Annotated in this window: 16 protein-coding genes; 12 read left to right on the forward strand and 4 right to left on the reverse strand. The window is 62.8% G+C overall.

Annotation, left to right across the window (positions count from 1 at the left end):
• The first annotated feature begins 16 nt into the window (after nt 1-16).
• Nucleotides 17-769: a DUF502 domain-containing protein gene (locus FJ936_RS14005; protein ID WP_031240956.1), complete on the forward strand. Its 753-nt coding sequence runs from the start codon at nt 17-19 to the stop codon at nt 767-769.
• Here the strand turns inward: FJ936_RS14005 and recG are convergent.
• Complete coding sequence (gene recG, locus FJ936_RS14010) at nt 721-2,829, reverse strand: ATP-dependent DNA helicase RecG (RefSeq protein ID WP_140793156.1); 2,109 nt, start codon at nt 2,827-2,829, stop codon at nt 721-723. The genes FJ936_RS14005 and recG overlap by 49 nt on opposite strands.
• 92 nt (nt 2,830-2,921) lie before the next feature.
• Here recG and FJ936_RS14015 point away from each other — a divergent pair, with 92 nt between their 5' ends.
• The 4 genes from FJ936_RS14015 to FJ936_RS14030 all read left to right on the forward strand — a co-directional run bounded on the left by FJ936_RS14015 (nt 2,922) and on the right by FJ936_RS14030 (nt 8,836).
• Nucleotides 2,922-3,209, forward strand: a complete 288-nt coding sequence (locus tag FJ936_RS14015; protein ID WP_015317643.1) for a succinate dehydrogenase assembly factor 2 — start codon at nt 2,922-2,924, stop codon at nt 3,207-3,209.
• 70 nt (nt 3,210-3,279) lie between these two features.
• Nucleotides 3,280-6,777: a transcription-repair coupling factor gene (gene mfd, locus FJ936_RS14020; RefSeq protein ID WP_141906685.1), complete on the forward strand. Its 3,498-nt coding sequence runs from the start codon at nt 3,280-3,282 to the stop codon at nt 6,775-6,777.
• A gap of 158 nt (nt 6,778-6,935) precedes the next feature.
• Entirely contained in the window at nt 6,936-8,309 is a 1,374-nt protein-coding gene (locus FJ936_RS14025; RefSeq protein ID WP_140616228.1) for a 3-deoxy-7-phosphoheptulonate synthase class II, read from the forward strand.
• A gap of 50 nt (nt 8,310-8,359) precedes the next feature.
• The gene (locus tag FJ936_RS14030; RefSeq protein WP_141906686.1) at nt 8,360-8,836 is read left to right on the forward strand and encodes a hypothetical protein; all 477 of its coding nucleotides are present in this window, start codon (nt 8,360-8,362) and stop codon (nt 8,834-8,836) included.
• Nucleotides 8,837-8,902: 66 nt separating this feature from the next.
• Here FJ936_RS14030 and FJ936_RS14035 read toward each other — a convergent pair whose 3' ends face one another.
• On the reverse strand, nt 8,903-9,973 hold the full coding sequence (locus FJ936_RS14035; protein ID WP_140793162.1) for a diguanylate cyclase: 1,071 nt from the start codon (nt 9,971-9,973) through the stop codon (nt 8,903-8,905).
• A gap of 387 nt (nt 9,974-10,360) precedes the next feature.
• On the opposite strand from FJ936_RS14035, the gene FJ936_RS14040 reads away from it, so the two are divergent.
• From FJ936_RS14040 to FJ936_RS14050, 3 genes are all read left to right on the forward strand, one after another.
• Nucleotides 10,361-10,777: a GFA family protein gene (locus FJ936_RS14040; protein ID WP_015317647.1), complete on the forward strand. Its 417-nt coding sequence runs from the start codon at nt 10,361-10,363 to the stop codon at nt 10,775-10,777.
• Between the two features lie 78 nt (nt 10,778-10,855).
• Nucleotides 10,856-11,215: a diacylglycerol kinase gene (locus tag FJ936_RS14045; protein ID WP_015317648.1), complete on the forward strand. Its 360-nt coding sequence runs from the start codon at nt 10,856-10,858 to the stop codon at nt 11,213-11,215.
• 39 nt (nt 11,216-11,254) lie between these two features.
• Complete coding sequence (locus FJ936_RS14050; protein ID WP_140793164.1) at nt 11,255-11,842, forward strand: hemerythrin domain-containing protein; 588 nt, start codon at nt 11,255-11,257, stop codon at nt 11,840-11,842.
• Nucleotides 11,843-11,845: 3 nt separating this feature from the next.
• Here the strand turns inward: FJ936_RS14050 and FJ936_RS14055 are convergent, their stop codons facing one another.
• Both FJ936_RS14055 and FJ936_RS14060 read right to left on the reverse strand, forming a co-directional pair.
• Complete coding sequence (locus tag FJ936_RS14055) at nt 11,846-12,433, reverse strand: DedA family protein (RefSeq protein ID WP_140793166.1); 588 nt, start codon at nt 12,431-12,433, stop codon at nt 11,846-11,848.
• Entirely contained in the window at nt 12,430-12,990 is a 561-nt protein-coding gene (locus FJ936_RS14060; RefSeq protein WP_015317651.1) for a DUF1003 domain-containing protein, read from the reverse strand. Before FJ936_RS14060 ends, FJ936_RS14055 begins: the two co-directional genes overlap by 4 nt.
• Before the next feature lie 190 nt (nt 12,991-13,180).
• On the opposite strand from FJ936_RS14060, the gene FJ936_RS14065 reads away from it, so the two are divergent.
• From FJ936_RS14065 to FJ936_RS14080, 4 genes are all read left to right on the forward strand, one after another.
• Nucleotides 13,181-13,897 carry a DNA-3-methyladenine glycosylase I gene (locus FJ936_RS14065; protein ID WP_140793167.1) on the forward strand — a complete coding sequence of 239 codons (717 nt, stop codon included), beginning with the start codon at nt 13,181-13,183 and terminating at the stop codon, nt 13,895-13,897.
• Between the two features lie 63 nt (nt 13,898-13,960).
• Nucleotides 13,961-15,637, forward strand: coding sequence for an NAD+ synthase (locus tag FJ936_RS14070; protein WP_015317653.1), 1,677 nt, complete (start codon nt 13,961-13,963; stop codon nt 15,635-15,637).
• Between the two features lie 56 nt (nt 15,638-15,693).
• On the forward strand, nt 15,694-16,110 hold the full coding sequence (locus tag FJ936_RS14075) for a GNAT family N-acetyltransferase (RefSeq protein WP_015317654.1): 417 nt from the start codon (nt 15,694-15,696) through the stop codon (nt 16,108-16,110).
• Nucleotides 16,111-16,492: 382 nt separating this feature from the next.
• Nucleotides 16,493-18,298: an ABC transporter ATP-binding protein gene (locus FJ936_RS14080; RefSeq protein WP_140793169.1), complete on the forward strand. Its 1,806-nt coding sequence runs from the start codon at nt 16,493-16,495 to the stop codon at nt 18,296-18,298.
• The last annotated feature ends 5 nt before the right edge of the window (nt 18,299-18,303 follow it).

Here is an 18,303-nt window from a genome sequence, read left to right on the forward strand (position 1 = left end):
GCGCCTCCGGTGAACCATGTCAGACGCTCCCAAGACTTCCGGCATGACACGGCTGAGGAACTATTTCCTCACGGGCTTCATCGTCTGCGCGCCGCTGGCGATCACCGCCTATATCGCCTGGTCGTTCATCGGCTGGGTCGATTCCTGGGTGAAACCGTATATTCCGGCGCGCTACAGCCCCGACACCTATCTGCCGTTTCCGGTTCCAGGGTTCGGGCTCATCGTTGCGCTCATCCTGATCACGCTGATCGGTTTTCTGACCGCCAACATTGTCGGCCGCGCCATAGTCGGCTTTGGCGAGCGCTTGCTTGGCCGCATGCCGCTGGTGCGCGGCATATACGGCTCGCTGAAGCAGATTTTCGAGACCGTGCTGTCGAACAAGGGCGACATGTTCCGCCAGGTTGGGCTGGTCGAATATCCACGCAAGGGCGTGTGGTCGCTGGTGTTCGTCGCCAGCGAAAAGGAAACCGAGATCAACCAGAAGCTCGACCAGGAAGGTGATCCGCTGATTGCCGTGTTCATGCCGTGCACGCCGAACCCGACGACCGGTTTCCTGATGTATGTGCTGAAGTCGGACATCGTGCCGCTCGACATGACGATCGAGGACGGTGCCAAGCTGATCGTATCAGCCGGGCTGGTGGCTCCCGAGGTGAAGACGAAACTGGTGACGCTGAACGGCGAGCCGATCAACGGAACCCTGGCCAATCCGCCGCTAGGGCCTCACCCGGCGCGCAGGAGCCGCACGGCCTCGTCGCGGCCGAACAAGTAGAGCAGGAGCCGCAGCGCCTCGCCGCGGTCCGATTGCAGTTCTGGGTCGCGCGACAGGATCAGCCTGGCGTCGTCACGGGCGGCCTCCAGTAGGTCGGCATGCACCTCGATGCGCGCCACCTGGAAACCCGGCGTGCCGGACTGGCGGGTGCCCAGCAGTTCGCCTTCGCCGCGCAATTTCAGGTCCTCCTCGGCGATCAGGAAACCGTCCTCGGTCTCGCGCATCACCGACAGCCGGCGTTTTGCGGTCTCGCCAAGCGGATCCTTGTACAGCAGCACGCAGGACGAGGGCTTGTCGCCGCGTCCGACCCGGCCGCGCAGCTGGTGCAACTGAGCGAGGCCGAAGCGTTCGGCATGCTCGATGACCATGATCGTGGCGTCAGGAACGTCGACGCCGACCTCGATCACCGTGGTGGCGATCAGGATGCGCGTCTCGCCTTGCTTGAAGGCGCGCATCGCCTCGTCCTTCTCGACACCCTTCATGCGGCCGTGGACAAGGCCGATGCGATCGCCGAACAGCGGCTTCAGCGAGGCAAAGCGATCCTCGGCCGACATCAGTTTTATTTCTTCGGATTCCTCGACCAGCGGGCAAATCCAGTAGATCTTCTGGCCATCCGCGACGGCATCGAGCATGCGGCCGACCAGCTCGTCGAGCCGCTCCAGCGGCAGCGTGACGGTGCGGATCGGCTGGCGGCCGGCGGGTTTTTCCGTCAGCTTCGACACGTCCATGTCGCCGAAGGCGGTCAGCACCAGCGTGCGCGGGATGGGGGTCGCGGTCATGACCAGCATGTCGGGGGCGTCGCCCTTGGCGGTGATGGCAAGCCGCTGGTGGACGCCGAAGCGATGCTGCTCATCGATGACGGCCAGGACCAGGTCGTGGAAGCTGACCGTTTCCTGAAACAGCGCATGGGTGCCGACGACGATGTCGATCTCGCCGCTGGCAAGACCCGCCAGCGTTTCGGCTCGCTCGCGACCCTTTTCACGGCCGGTCAGGATGGCGATGCGCAAGCCGACCTTGGCGGCAAGCGGGGTGATCGTCGCCAGATGCTGGCGCGCGAGGATTTCGGTCGGCGCCATCAGCGCCGCCTGGCCGCCGGCCTCGACAGCGCGTGCCATGGCAAGCAGCGCCACCACCGTCTTGCCCGAGCCGACGTCACCTTGCAGCAGCCGCAGCATGCGCTCCGGATCGGCGAGATCAGCGTTGATTTCGGCGAGCGCGAATTCCTGCGAGGGCGTAAGCGAATAGGGAAGGGCTGTACGCAGCTTCTCGACGATGCGCCCATCGCCGACGAGAGGGCGGCCTGACAGGCGCCGCACCTTTGCCCGCACCAGAGCCAGCGAGACCTGGCCGGCGAGCAATTCATCATAGGCGAGGCGGCGCCATGCAGCCCCTTCGACCGCGACATCGATCGGATCAGCGGGATAATGGATGCGGGTCAGCGCGTCGCCGAAGGACGCAAAGCTCTGGCGGCGCATGAAGGCATCATCCTGCCATTCCGGCAGCTCCGGCAGGCGGCCGAGCGCCTGGCCGATCGTCCGGCGCAGCACCTTGCCCGAGAGGCCGGCGGTCAGCGGATAGACCGGTTCGACCAGCGGCAGGTTTTCCGCTTCGCTGGCGAGCGCGATATGGTCGGGGTGGACCATGGTCGGGCGGCCGTTGAACCATTCCATCCGGCCTGACACCACGACATGCTCGCCCACAGGCATTGCCTTTTCGAGATAGGCGGCATGGGCATGGAAGAAGGTCAGGCCGATTTCGCCCGTGTCGTCATGGGCGTAGACCCGGTAGGGCACCGACCTGTTGCCGCGCGGTGGCGGCTGGTGACGGTCTATGCGCAGCTCAAGCGTGACGATGGCGCCTTCGGCCGCGAGTGCGATGCCCGGCCGGTTTCGGCGGTCGATGACGGTGTGCGGCAGCACGAACAGGAGGTCGCCGGCGCGTGCGGCGCGGTCGCCGAGATCGGCGGCAACGACCTTCTCGATCAGCGCGCCAACCTTCGGCCCGACGCCGGCAAGCGAGGTGATCGGGACAAATAGGGGATCGAGGATGGAAGGACGCATGATGTCAGCTTATGTCGCGACGGCCGCAGCGCAAGGCTGACAGCGCCCACTATCCACGCTATATGCGCCGCTTGAAGCGAGGATGCGGCACAATGACCGGAACGAAACGATCAAGCGAGGGGCTGGACGCCCATCGCCGCAAGCTGTTGTTCCGTTCCTGGCATCGCGGCATGCGCGAGATGGATCTCATCCTCGGCACCTTCGCCGATGCCGAGATCGGCACCTTGACCGCCGACGAAATCGACCAATATGAGAGGCTCCTCGATATTGTCGACACGGAATTCCTGCCGCTGGTCACGGGCGAACGCCCGGTGCCGGCGGAGATCGACTGTGCCGTCCTGCAAAAAATCCTGGCGTCCCGCCGGACCATGACTTTCTGAACACAAGCAATTCCAGGAAAAGTGCGAAGCGTTTTCCCATGGGAATTGCGACAAACAAGACCGTGATTTGATGGCTCTCATTCCCACCATTGGCTTGCCGAAGGGCCGCGCCGGCCAGTTCATCGTCGACGGTGTCGCCGACGGCTACGAGGCTTTCGCACTGGTGCAGACGGCGCTCGAGATCGCGCCCGACAAGCCGGTGCTGTTCGTGGCCCGCGACGGCCAGCGCCTGCCTTCGATCATCGAGGCGCTGTCCTTCGTCGCGCCGGGCCTGCCTGTGCTGGAACTGCCTGCCTGGGACTGCCTGCCATACGACCGTGTCTCGCCTGGTTCGGATGCCGCCGCCAAGCGCCTCGATGCGCTGACCGCCATGATCGCACTGGCGAAGAAACCGCACCGTGCCGTCATTCTCACCACCGCCAATGCGCTGCTGCAGCGCATTCCGCCCGCGGAGCTTGTCGAAGCCCAAACCTTCCACGCCAGGCCCGGCAACCAGATCGACATGAATGCGCTGATCGCGCGGCTGGAGACGTCGGGATTCGAGCGGGTGCCGACCGTGCGCGGCATCGGCGAATTCGCGGTGCGCGGCGGCATTCTCGACCTCTTTGCACCCGGCTGGAGCGAGGCGCTAAGGCTTGATTTCTTCGGCGACACGCTGGAATCGATCCGCGTCTTCGATGCCGCCACGCAGCGCACCACCGGCCAGCGCAAGTCGATGGCGCTTCAGGCGATGAGCGAGGTGGCGCTGACGCCCGAAACCATCAGCCGCTTCCGCCGCTCCTATATCGAGGCTTTCGGCGCACCCCAGCGTGACGACGGCCTCTATGCGGCGGTCAGCGAAGGCCGGCGTTTCGCGGGCATGGAGCATTGGCTGCCGTTCTTCTACGAGCGGCTGGAGACGGTGTTCGATTACCTGCCCGACGCACCCGTGGTTTTCGACCATCTGGCACATGAGGCGCTGGCCGAGCGCCATACGCTGATCCTCGATCACTACGAGGCGCGCAAAAAGCAGGCTGACGCGGCGCTCAAGGATGCGGTCCCCTACAAGCCGGTGGCGCCGGATCTGCTCTATCTCTCGCCGGAGAATCTGAAGGCTTCGCTTGGCGAGCGCGAAGACATTGACTTTACCGTGTTCGACGCGCCGGACCTGGGGAGCAAGAAAGTCTTCCACGCCGGCTCGCGCCATGGCCGCAGCTTCGTCGAGGAGCGAGCCGATCCGAACGTCAATGTCTTCGATGTGGTCGTCCGGCACATAGCCGACGAGCGCGCGGCGCGCCGCCGGGTCGTCATCGCTGGCTGGACCGAGGGCTCGCTCGACCGCCTTGGCCAGATCCTGGCCGAGCACCATCTCGGCAATCTCAAGCAGGTCGAGACGTTGGCGGAGGCCGAACAGCTCGAGCCGGGACAGGCCGCATTGGCGGTTTTGCCGCTGGAATCCGGTTTTGAGACTGAAAAGCTGGTCGTCGTCGCGGAACAGGACATTCTGGGCGACCGGCTGATCCGCCGTTCGAAGCGCAAGAAGCGCGCGTCCGACTTCATTGCCGAAGCCTCGGCCTTGTCGGCCGGCGATATTGTCGTCCATGCCGACCATGGAATTGGCCGTTTCATCGGCCTGCGCACCATTGAGGCGGTCGGCGCGCCGCATGACTGCCTGGAAATCCACTATGCCGGCGACGACCGGCTGTTCCTGCCGGTGGAAAACATCGAGCTGCTGTCGCGCTACGGCTCCGACACGGCCGAAGCGACGCTGGACAAGCTGGGCGGCGGTGCCTGGCAGTCGCGCAAGGCGAAGCTGAAGCGGCGCCTGCTCGACATGGCCGGACAACTGATCCGCATCGCCGCCGAGCGGCAGATGCGGGCCGCACCGGCCCTGGTGCCGGTCGAAGGCCTCTATGACGAGTTCGCCGCCCGGTTCCCATACGAGGAAACCGACGACCAGCAGACGGCCATCGACTCGGTACGTGACGATCTCGGCGCGGGTAGGCCAATGGACCGGCTGATCTGCGGCGATGTCGGCTTCGGCAAGACCGAAGTGGCGCTGCGCGCCGCCTTTATCGCGGCGATGGAAGGGTTTCAGGTCGCGGTGGTGGTGCCGACGACCCTGTTGTCGCGTCAGCATTTCAAGACATTCTCGCAGCGTTTCTCAGGGCTTCCCATCCGTGTCGCCCAGGCGTCACGGCTGGTGGGCTCAAAGGAATTAGCGGAGACCAAGAAGGGCATTGCCGAAGGGCAGGTCGATATCGTTATCGGCACCCATGCGCTGCTGGGCTCCGCGATTTCGTTCAAGAATCTCGGCCTGCTGATCATCGACGAGGAGCAGCATTTTGGCGTCAAGCATAAGGAACGGCTGAAGGACCTGAAGACCGACGTCCATGTTCTGACCCTGTCGGCGACGCCGATCCCGCGCACGCTGCAACTGGCGCTGACGGGCGTGCGCGAACTGTCGCTGATCGCCACGCCACCGGTCGACCGCATGGCGGTGCGCACCTTCATCTCGCCCTTCGACCCGCTGGTCATTCGCGAGACGTTGTTGCGCGAGCGCTACCGAGGGGGCCATTCCTTCTATGTCGTTCCGCGTATCAGCGATCTGGCGGAAATCCATGATTTCCTGAAGGAATCAGTTCCTGAGCTGAAGGTAGCGGTGGCGCATGGGCAGATGCCACCGGGCGAACTCGACGACATCATGAACGCGTTCTATGACGGCCAGTATGATGTGCTTTTGTCGACGACCATCGTCGAATCCGGACTCGACATCCCGACCGCAAACACGCTGATCATCCACCGCGCCGACATGTTCGGCCTGTCGCAGCTCTACCAGTTGCGCGGCCGCGTCGGGCGCTCGAAGGTGCGCGCCTATGCGCTGTTCACACTGCCGGCCAACCGCAAGCTCACCGACACTGCCGAGCGCCGTCTGAAGGTACTGCAGTCGCTCGACACGCTCGGCGCCGGCTTCCAGCTCGCCAGCCATGACCTGGATATCAGGGGCGCCGGCAACCTGCTGGGGGAGGAGCAGTCCGGGCACATCAAGGAGGTCGGTTTCGAGCTCTACCAGCAGATGCTGGAGGAAGCGGTCGCTGAGGTGAAGGATTTCGGCGAGGTGCAGGATGGCGGCTGGTCGCCGCAGATCGCCGTCGGCACGGCGGTGATGATCCCGGAAGGCTACGTGCCGGACCTGCAGCTCAGGCTGGCGCTTTACCGCCGCCTCGGCGATCTCGAAAACACCGAGGAGATCGACGCTTTCGGCGCCGAACTGATCGACCGTTTCGGCCCGTTGCCGGAGGAAGTGAAACATCTCCTCAAGATCGTCTTCATCAAGGCGCTGTGCCGCAAGGCCAATGTCGAGAAGCTCGATGCCGGGCCGAAGGGTATCGTCATCCATTTCCGCAAGCGCGAGTTCTCGAACCCGATCGGGCTGGTCAAGTATATTGGCGAGCAGGGTTCGCTGGCCAAGATCAGGGCCGACCATAGCGTGGTCTTCATCCGCGACTGGCCGACGGCGGAGAAGCGTCTGGCGGGCTCGGCTGTGGTCATGACGCAGCTGGCGCGACTGGTGGAGAAGGCAGCCTGATCTCGCCTTTCGGGCCGTCCTGGGCGCGTCAGCCATTCGCCAGCACCGAAATTCCGGTCTAGAATAGGAAATCGGCTTCGTGTATGGAGCCGCCACCCCAGTTTGGGGCGGGAAATGGCGGGCGAGGGTGTCCGCCGGAAAGAGCGTTGGGTGCAGCGATGACGAAATGGTCGCCGAATTCGTGGAGAGCAAAGCCGATCAAGCAAGTTCCCGCCTATCCGGACCTTGCCGCGCTGAAGAATACGGAAGCCCAACTCGCCACCTTCCCGCCGCTGGTCTTTGCCGGCGAAGCGCGCAAGCTGAAGAAGCAGTTGGCGGCGGTTGCCGCCGGCGAAGCCTTCCTGCTCCAGGGTGGTGATTGCGCGGAGAGTTTTGCCGAGCATGGCGCCGACAACATCCGCGACTTCTTCCGCGTTTTCCTGCAGATGTCCGTGGTGCTGACCTTCGCCGGTGCGCAGCCGGTGGTGAAGGTTGGCCGTGTCGCCGGCCAGTTCGCCAAGCCGCGCTCGTCCGACAACGAGACCAAGGGCGAAGTGACGCTGCCGAGCTATCGCGGCGACATCATCAACGGCATCGAGTTCGACCAGAAGTCGCGCATTCCCGATCCCGCCCGCCAGGAAATGGCCTACCGCCAGTCGGCGGCCACGCTCAACCTCCTGCGTGCCTTCGCGCAGGGCGGTTATGCCAGCCTGGAGAATGTGCATCGCTGGATGCTCGGCTTCGTCTCCGACAGCCCGCAGGGCGAGAAATACGAGTCGCTTGCCAACCGCATCACCGAGACGATGGATTTCATGCGCGCGGTCGGCATTACGTCCGAAACCAATTTCGCGCTGCGCGAAACCGACTTCTACACCAGCCACGAGGCCCTGCTGCTCGGCTATGAGGAGGCGCTGACGCGTGTCGATTCCACCTCCGGCGACTGGTACGCCACGTCGGGTCACATGATCTGGATCGGCGACCGCACGCGTCAACCTGACCATGCCCATGTCGAATATTGCCGCGGCATCAAGAACCCGCTCGGCCTGAAATGCGGTCCGTCGCTGACGCCGGACGGCCTCCTGGAACTGATCGACCTGCTGAACCCCGAGAACGAGCCGGGCCGGCTGACGCTGATCGCCCGCTTCGGTTCGGACAAGGTTGCCGACCATCTGCCGAAGCTGGTGCGCGCTGTGCAGAAGGAAGGCCGCAGCGTGGTCTGGTCCTCGGATCCGATGCATGGCAACACGATCGAGGCCGCCGGCTACAAGACACGGCCCTTCGACCGCATCCTGAAGGAAGTTCAGACCTTCTTCGAGGTGCACCGCGCCGAAGGCACGCATCCCGGCGGCATCCATGTCGAGATGACCGGCAAGAACGTCACCGAATGCACCGGTGGCGCCCGTGCCATCACCGCCGAGGAGTTGCAGGACCGCTACCACACCCATTGCGATCCGCGCCTCAATGCCGACCAGGCGATCGAACTGGCCTTCCTGGTCTCGGACCTCTTGAAGAAGAGCCATCCGGTGCAGCACAAGCAAGCGGTCAACGGCTGATCCGCCACGGCCTTGCCAAATTGAAGAGCAGCCGCGCAGCCGGGGGCGCCATGGACCTAGCGACCGTCTTTCAGGTCTATTCCTATGGCCTGCCGGCCCGGCCGGACGATATAAAGCGGCTGTGCCAGATCTATCCGGACATTCCCGCCGGCTATTTTGAGATGGTCAAGGAAATGACCAACTTGGTCCTGCTGTGGAACCGCCACGGCGAATTGCGCCTCTGGGGTCCCGAGCAAGTCGTGGTGATGGACCAGGCCTATGGCGTGTCGGCGGCAATCCCCGGGGCGATGCCCTATGGCGACAATGGCGGCGGCGAATTGCTGGTTCATGGCGTGGGACCCGCGGGGCTGGCCACCTATCTGGTCGACACCGGATCCTTGTTTCTCGACGAAGACGCGCCGCTGGTCGCGCCCGACCTGCAACAATTGCTGCACACCGCACAAGGCGCGGAGCTGATCTTCAAATCGGACCAAATATCCGAAAAAGACATTGGGCCGCCGCGTTTCGAAGAGGGCCAGTATCGCTGATGACGGGAGCCCGCCGAGAGGTCGGGCTATCAGGAAAGCGCGCCTGAAACCCCATCCCGTCGGTTGTCAGTCTTTCTTGTAGAGCAGCCAGCTTTTGCCGGCGCGCCCTGCCATGGCTGAATGCCTGCTGACGCGGTTGCGCCCGCTGACCTTGGAGCGGTAGAGCGCCCGATCCGCCTTGGTGTAGAGGTCTTCGGGGCCTTCAGCCTCTGATGCCATGCAGATGCCCATCGATACCGTCACGGTCCCGTAATTCATGCCGGTCTGGCTGCTGGTGAACGGCGTCTGCTCGATCAGGGCGCGAATGCGTTCCGCGATCTCGTAGGTTGCGTCCTCGCTGGCGCCCTCGATGATCAGCGCGAACTCCTCGCCGCCGGTTCGGGCGACGAACATGTCTCCGCGAATGCTGGTCTGGAAAATCTCGGCGATGATCTGGATGATCTTGTCGCCGACAGGATGGCCATAGCGGTCATTGATGTCCTTGAACCGGTCGATGTCGACAAGGACAAGGGCATTGAACAGAATACCCTTGTTGCTGTTGTAGATCCTGGTGATTTCCTTGTCGAAAGCGCGACGATTCCAGATCTGGGTCAACGGATCCGTATGGGCCAGCCGCTTGTATTCCTCGAGCTTCGACTTGACGCTCTCAAGCTCCGCCGTCTTGTCGCTAAGCGTCGAGGCGACCTGCCGGCCGTGATCGATCGTCGAATTGGTCGCGATCGTCATTGCGTTGGCGATCTTTTGCAGAAGATCCTGGGAGAGAAGGCTGCGGTTGCTCAGGCCGCTGGATGTCTCGTCGAGGATCCTGCCGTATTTTTCGATATGGCTGCGCTCGCTGCGCAGAAGCGACGCGACCTCCTCAAGCTCCTTGGCGATGACGTCCCGGGCATGCTCGATGATGCCGGGGCCATGATTATGGGCAAAGAAGGCGCGCCCGATCTGATCCAGCTCATCCTGCGTCGGCCGGCTGCTCAGCGACAAGACGGCAAGACCGAGCTCGCGGTTGGTGCCGCTCAAGGCCTCATAGAAAATCTCATAGTTGCGCGGCAGGCCGAGCACGCCAAGCTGGCGCATGGTCGCCACGACGGTGCTTGCGATCTCAGTGTTTCGTTCGGTCTGGGTGGCCGCCGGCTGCATGGTTGTTCGCTCTTCCCTTGGGAACGCGCCTGAACTTGACGCATATCCATCATCGCTGACGCGGGGACGCCACCCATTCGAAGCCGACACACGAAAAGGCGCGTCCCCACACGCGACCTTCGATGGAGATCACCATAGATGCAGTAGCGCTAAAGTTTCCTTAATCGGCAGAACTCACGCCTTTTCGCTACATCAGGCTGCATGCGTCCAACCAGACTATCAACCTCCAGGCAGCGCTGATTGGCGGCGTTGCATGCAAATTCGCGGCTGAGCGAAACTGAACTTCGGATTTTCCACAACAACAGATGTCGCAATTGCTTACGCATGACGGCCGCAAAGCTGGAATGCTGGTGCCTTCGCCAGACTACAGTTTAGGGGAGAAACCCAGTGCGGGAGAGTCACCAGGGATCATGCCTGTGCGGAGCGGTCCGCTTCCGGACAAGTGGGGCACTGCGTGGCGTCGTCTACTGCCATTGTTCGCAATGCCGCAAACAGAGCGGGCATTTCTATGCCGCGACCAATGTTGCCGATACCGACATCGTGATCGAAGGCACGGAAAGCATCACCTGGTATGAAGCGTCCGGCTTCGCCAGGCGCGGCTTTTGCAAGACATGCGGGTCGCTGCTGTTCTGGAAGGCAATGGACCAAGACCATATCTCGGTCATGGCGGGATCGTTCGACAAGCCGACAGCGCTCGAGGGCGAATGTCATATCTTCGTCGGCGACAAGGGCGACTATTATTCGATCGACGATGGGCTGCCGCAGTTTGAAAAGTCGACACCGGCCATACCGGTAGCCGAATGAAATTTGGACGATCCGCCTTATTCCATTGATCGGGGCATTGCTTTATCCCGGGCCGGTGATTCCGAGAGGGGCCTTGGCATGCAGCGGCTGATCGATGCTTTTATCAATTCGGTGCGGGCATTTCGCAAGCTTGCGGTTAGCGAGAAGGCTTTCCAGCAGGAACTGATGCTGCTGGTGCTGGCCTTGCCCGCTGGCTGGTTCGTTTCGGTGTCGTGGCGCGGTTACGCGCTGCTGATCGGCGCGGTGCTCCTCTTGATCATGGTCGAAGTGCTGAACACGGGCATCGAGGCGGCGTGCGACGCAATTTCTCGTGAATTCCATATCGATATCCAGCTCGCCAAGGATTGTGGCTCGCTGGCGGTGCTGATTTCTGTGGTGATTGCCGGCGGCGTCTGGGGCATCGCTCTCATCGAGCGCATAACGGGGGTGCCGATCTGAAGCTTTGATGCCTTATGACGGTCACCAAAGGAGACCGTCATGGCAGAGGTCACGAATTCATCGCTTCTCGAACGCCTGGGCCTGCCGGACGACCTGCGCTGGCTGGCCGACAAATATCCCCGCGAAAACTGGCAGGCTCACGCCAACATTCACGGCATGGCCAATATGTGGCTGCAGCGGCACGACATGTTCCGCGAACTCGGCGGCATGCTCACCGGCGGCATTGGCAACTATCGCGAAGGCAGACTGACGGCCCCCGATTTCGCGCGCTGGTTCGCGCCGCGCCTCAACCATTTTCTCGGGCATCTCGACGGCCACCACAATGTCGAGGACTACCAGTATTTCCCAGCCTTCACCAAGGCGGAGCCCCGTCTGAAGCGCGGTTTCGAGATTCTCGATGCCGACCACCACACCATCCATGTAGGATTGGAGCGCAACGCCGAGGCGGCGAACGCGTTCATCCGTACACTTCAGGAGAGTGAGGACAAGCAGCGCTTCGCCGCCGATGCCTATGCCGACGAAAACAACCGTCTGATCGCGATGCTGACCCGGCATCTGGCCGATGAGGAGGACCTGATCATCCCGCTCATCCTCGATCGGGGGGACCAGGCGCTCGGCATCGACTGACGGTCAAAACTCCTTGTCGCGCTCCCGCTTGGCGACATGGCGGGCGACAAACCAGGCAAGCACGGCCACGGCAAGGCCGATGCCGAGCCCGACGAACAGCCGCTCGTGCTGGATCACCGCCTGGCCAATCAACTGCTCGGCTCCCAATCCGAAGACATAGCCGATCGTGCTGAACAGGACCGCCCAGATGACCGAGGAAATGGCGTTGAGGATGACGAAGCGCGGTGCCGCTATGGTCGAAAGGCCGGCCGCGATGCCGCCGACCAGGCGCATGCCGTAGACATAGCGGTTCGACAGCACGAAGATGTTGGGATGAGTGTTGAGCAGACGGTAGGCGCGGCGAAAGCCGGACCGCCGGCGCAGCCTGACGACATGGCGATTATCGGCGAAACTCCTGCCGAGGATGAAGAAAAAGGTGTCGCCAGCGAAGGCGCCCAGCGCTGCCGCGACAAAGGCATGCCACAGCACGAAAACATGCTGGTGGGCGAAGAAGCCTCCCAGGATCGCGGCACTTTCGCCTTCGGCCACGCAGCCGAGAAAAACCGCCAGCAACCCGTATTGCTCGATGAAATGGTGGATCGCTTCGGTCATGAGGCCGACTGCTGTGACAGTCTTTCGTCGATCCGCTTGACCAGTTCGGCCAGCCGCACGATTTCGTCGCGCATGCCGATGATCTGGCTGTGGCGCAGTTCGTCCAGCTTCTCATGCAGCGCCATGATCTCGATCTCGGCCTTCAGATTGACCTCGTAATCATGGGCGGCATCGATGCGGTCGCGTTCGGTCTGGCGGTTCTGCGCCATCATGATCACCGGCGCCTGCAATGCGGCGACCATCGACAGGACGAGGTTGAGGAAGATGAAGGGGTAGGGGTCGAATGCATCGCGCGACAACAGCCAGACATTGGCTGATGTCCACACGATCAGGAAGGCGATGAAGGTCAGGATGAACGACCAGGAGCCGCCGATGCGGGCGATCGTATCGGCAAGGCGGTCGCCAAAAGTCTGGTGGAAAGCGACGGCCTTGTTGGTGTCCCTGGTGATGGTGGTACGCTCGATGGTGCTTTGCAGCACCCGGTTTTCCAACTGGCTCAGCCCATCCGGCTTCCGCTTCAGCCAACGGTTCGCCAGGTCGTCGATGGTCTTGTTCATGGCCGTCTCCAAGCGCTTTGCTGCGCTAAAGCGCGTCGCGTCGAAGCGGATTGAGGCGACGCGCTTTAGGTTTTTGCTTTTATGCATGTCGTCTTCCCAAAACCGAGGTCACTTTTGGGCGACATGCATTAGAGGTAGAGGCTGCCGGCCCGGGCGGGAAGTGCTAGATTGAGGCGAACCGAGGGGACCGATGGCCGACTTCAAGAAAATTCGCGCTCGGGCGGCAAATCGCAAGGGCGGTGAGGCGGAACTGACCTCGCTGTTGGGTCCGATACCCGACAATGCCGCCGTCGCCGACATTGCCGACGCCCGCATCCTTTCGACCATGGCCGAGCGCGTCTTTGCCGCCGGTTTCGTCTGGCGCGTCATCGAGCAGAAATGGCCCGGTTTCGAGGAAGCGTTCCTGCGCTTCGAGCCGAAGCGGCTTTTGTTCCAGCCCGACGATTTCTGGCACGATCTGGCCTCGGACCAGCGCATCGTGCGCAATCCGCAGAAGATCAGGTCCGTTCGCGACAACGCCGCCTTCGTCGAGCGCGTGTCCCGGGAACATGGCGGCTTCGGCAATTTTCTCGCCGAATGGCCCGCCGATGACCAGGTCGGGCTGATGGCCTATCTCGGCAGGCATGGCAGCCGGCTCGGCGGCAACACCGGCCAGTATTTTTTGCGCTGGCTGGGCTGGGATGCTTTCGTCATTTCGGCCGACATGGCGGCAGCCCTTCGCGACGCGGGCCTCGACATCGCGGACAACCCGACATCGAAGAAGGACCTCGACAAGATCCAGGTCCAGATCAACCGATGGGCCGACGAGACAGGGCTGCCGCGCCGGCATCTCTCGCGCATCCTGGCCATGTCGATCGGCGAAAACCACTCTCCGCAATCGCTGCGCGAGTATATGGGCGACGATTGACGGGCTGAATTGGTCCAAACGAACGCCATTGCGAGGTGAATTCCGCCGCGCTAAGTCAGCAGCATGACCAAGAAGCTCGACATACTGCGTATCGCCATCGCCCAGCTCAACCCGACTGTCGGCGACGTCGCCGGCAACCTCGCCAAGGCGCGCGAGGCGAGGGCGGATGCCGCCCGCCAGGGCGCCGATCTCGTGCTCTATACCGAGCTTTTCCTCGCCGGCTATCCGCCGGAGGATCTGGTGCTCAAGCCGGCCTTCCTCAAGGCATGCGAGCGGGCAGCACAGGATTTTGCCGCGGACACCGCCGATGGCGGTCCCGGCGTCATCATCGGCACGCCGCTGAAGCGCAAGAGCGGCACGCATAATTCCATCGTCTTCGCCGATGGCGGCAAGATCATCGCCGAACGCTACAAGCTCGACCTGCCCAATTACGGCGAATTCGACGAGAAGCGCGTCTTCCAGGCCGGGCCCGAGATCCAGGGACCGGTCAACTTCCGCGGCGTGCGCATCGGCATACCGATCTGCGAGGACATCTGGGGCGACGTCGCGGTCTGCGAGACGCTGGCCGAAAGCGGCGCGGAAATCCTGCTGGTGCCGAACGGGTCGCCCTATTATCGCGCCAAGATCGACGTTCGCCACCAGGTCGTGATCAAGCAAGTCATCGAATGCGGCCTGCCGATGATCTATGCCAACCAGCTCGGCGGCCAGGACGAGCTGATCTTCGACGGCGCCTCCTTCGCCATCGGGGCGGACAAGACGCTCGCCTTCCAGATGAGTCAGTTCGAGGATGCGGTCGACGTCACCACCTGGAAACGTACCGATGATGGCTGGGTCTGTTCGGAAGGACCGATGTCGAAAATCCCGGACAAGGAGGAGGCCGACTACCGCGCCTGCATGCTCGGCCTGCGCGATTACGTCAACAAGAACGGCTTCAAGAATGTGGTGCTTGGCCTTTCCGGCGGCATCGATTCCGCGATCTGTGCCGCATTGGCCGTCGATGCGCTGGGCGAGGAACGGCTGCGTGCCGTCATGATGCCTTATCGCTACACTTCGAAGGATTCCCTCAAGGACGCCGAGGACTGCGCCCGCGCCCTCGGCTGCCGCTATGACATCGTGCCGATCTTCGAGCCCGTCGAAGGCTTTTTGCATGCGCTGACGCAATTGTTCGAAGGCACCAAGGAAGGCATCACCGAGGAGAATTTGCAGAGCCGCGCGCGCGGCACCATCTTGATGGCAATCTCCAACAAATTCGGCTCGATGGTCGTCACTACGGGCAACAAGAGCGAGATGTCGGTCGGCTACGCCACCCTCTACGGCGACATGAATGGCGGCTTCAATCCGATCAAGGACCTTTACAAGATGCAGGTCTACGCGCTCTCGCGCTGGCGCAACAGCCATGTGCCGCCGGGTGCGCTCGGGCCTTCGGGCGAGGTGATCCCGAAGAACATCATCGACAAGGCGCCATCGGCCGAATTGCGCGAGAACCAGACCGACCAGGATTCGCTGCCGCCCTATCCGGTGCTGGACGACATCCTCGAATGCCTGGTCGAGAACGAGATGGGCGTCGACGACATCGTCTCGCGCGGCCATGACCGGGCGACGGTGGCGCGCATCGAACACCTGCTCTACATCGCCGAGTACAAGCGCAGGCAGGCGGCACCGGGTGTGAAGATCACCAGGAAGAATTTTGGCCGCGACCGCCGCTATCCCATCACCAATCGTTTCAGGGATCGTGGCTGAAGCGCAGTTCGTCTGCTGGACGAAAATACGCGGCATGGCGGGATAGGGATACCAGCATGCCCGACTGTGAAATCAGCTTCGACCTCTCACGGATCGACTTTCGTGCGACCTCCGACCTGTTGATGGAAAGCTACTGGGGAGCTGGACGCAGCGACGAGTTCCATCGGCGGGCCTTTGCCAACTCGTTCTGCGCCGCCGCCTACATCGCTGGCAAACAGGTCGGTTTCGGCAGGGCGATCACCGACCGCACGGTATTCGCCTATCTCGCGGATATCATCGTCTGGCCCGTGCATCGCGGGCAGGGCGTCGGCTTGCGGCTGGTGCGGGCACTCATCGACCATCCTGAACTCAGCACCGTCTCGCATTGGAGCCTGTCGACCAGCGACGCGCATGGGGTCTATGAAAAGCTGGGTTTCAAGGCATCGATGGATGGGCGATACATGCGCCTCGATCGTGCGCCGCATGCCGGGTGAACGACGTGCGACGGCGATAGGCAGGGATAGCGACTGTTGCAAAATCGCCTCATCGGCTGGGCCAGAGATGCTTTTGGCCATGGCTTGCCTTGGCGCGCAATCGAAGCACCCCTATAAGAGCCTTTCCGCGATTCCCTTCAGGGAGGACCGAATGCCAGGATTTGACATCGTTATGCGAGGCCGCGAGGCCTAGGTCTGCGCCGGTGTTCCGAAGTATCGGAACCATACCGGGCGTAGAAAAGGCATTTGCCGCTGCCGGTCGCCGCCCATGGGCAGGCGACCAACGCCGAACCTCCGCATTCATGGGCAATTCGCCCCGGCGCGGTTTTTCAACCTTCGACCTTTATTTGGGATCGGGCTCGTTTTGCGCCCGAATGACATCATGGCTCGTTTCAAGATCGATTTGCGCGCGAGCGCCTTTCGCAGCGTTCTTGGCTTCACACTTACCCATTGGCGGCGTCAGCCTTGGCGGCTCTCGCTCATCATTGGCGGTTTCCTGCTGTCGACGCTGGCCGACGTGCTGACGCCGCTCTACTCCGGTCGGCTGGTCGATGCTGTCGCCAGCAGCGCCGGAGCGGATGCCATTGCCTGGAACGCCGCGATGACGGCATTTTTCTTCTTGATGGCGCTGGCGCTGACTGGCGTCGTGTTGCGCAATCTTGCCTTCATGGGCATCGTGGAGCTGACACTCAAGATGATGGCCGACATCGCGGCCGACGCCTTCCATCGCGTTCAGCGCTTTTCGACCGACTGGCATGCCAACTCGTTTGCCGGCTCGACGGTGCGCAAGGTGACGCGCGGCATGTGGGCGCTCGACCTGCTCAACGACACGATCCTGATCGCGCTGCTGCCGTCGGTGGTCATGCTCGCCGGCTCGACGCTGCTGCTCGGCTGGTTCTGGCCGCTGATGGGCGTGGTCGTCGCGGCCGGCTCCCTGCTGTTCATCACGGTGACGGCCATGTTGTCGCTTGGCTATGTCGCGCCCGCGGCAAGGCTTGCGAACACCTGGGACACGCGCCTCGGCGGCTCGCTGGCCGACGCGGTCAGCTGCAATGCCGTGGTCAAGGGCTTTGGCGCCGAGACGCGCGAAGAGCGCCGCCTGGCCAGGGTGGTCGCCAAATGGCGCGAGCGCACGCGGCGCACCTGGGTGCGCGGCACCATCAACGGCACCACCCAAGGGGCGCTGCTGCTGGTCATGCGGGCCGCCGTGATCGGCCTGGCGCTGATGCTGTGGTCGTGGGGGCAGGCGAGCGCCGGCGATGTCGCTTTCGTGCTGACCTCGTTCTTCGTGCTGCAAGGCTATTTGCGCGATATCGGCACGCATATCCGCAATTTGCAGCGTTCGATCAACGACATGGAGGAACTGGTCGATTTCCAGTCCGAACCGCTCGGCATCGAAGACAGGCCCGGCGCCGAACCGATTGCCATCACGCAGGGCCACATCGCCTTCGACAACGTCACCTTTCACTACGGCAATCACCGGTCGCCGCTCTACCGTGACTTTTCGGTGGATATCGCGCCGGGCGAGCGTGTCGGGCTCGTCGGTCACTCGGGTTCGGGCAAGACCACATTCGTCAAGCTCATCCAGCGGCTCTATGACGTGAATGCGGGAAAGATCGTGATCGATGGCCAGGATATCTCACAGGTCGCCCAGGCGTCGCTGCGCGGCCAGATCGCCATCGTTCAGCAGGAACCGATCCTGTTCCACCGGTCGCTGGCCGAAAACATCGCCTATGCCAGGCCAAGCGCGACGCAGGGGGAGATCGAGCATGCCGCCAGGCTGGCGAGCGCGCACGACTTCATCACCAGCCTGCCGAAGGGCTATGGCACGCTGGTCGGCGAACGTGGCGTGAAACTGTCGGGCGGCGAGCGCCAGCGCGTGGCGATCGCCCGCGCTTTCCTGGCCGATGCGCGGATCCTGATCCTGGACGAGGCGACGTCGAGCCTCGATTCGGAATCGGAGGTGCTCATCCAGCAGGCGATGGAACGGCTGATGGTCGGCCGCACGACACTGGTCATCGCGCATCGGCTTTCGACGGTGCGGGCGCTCGACAGGCTGCTGGTCTTCGATCGCGGCAAGATCGCCGAGGAAGGCTCGCATGACGAGTTGATCCGGCTGAAGGGCGGTATCTACCGCCGCCTGTTCGAGCGCCAGGCGCTGGAACTTACCAAGGGCCTCGTGATGTGATCCGA

Origin of the sequence: Mesorhizobium sp. B2-4-13 (assembly GCF_006658535.1) — a bacterium.
Lineage (GTDB): Bacteria > Pseudomonadota > Alphaproteobacteria > Rhizobiales > Rhizobiaceae > Mesorhizobium > Mesorhizobium australicum.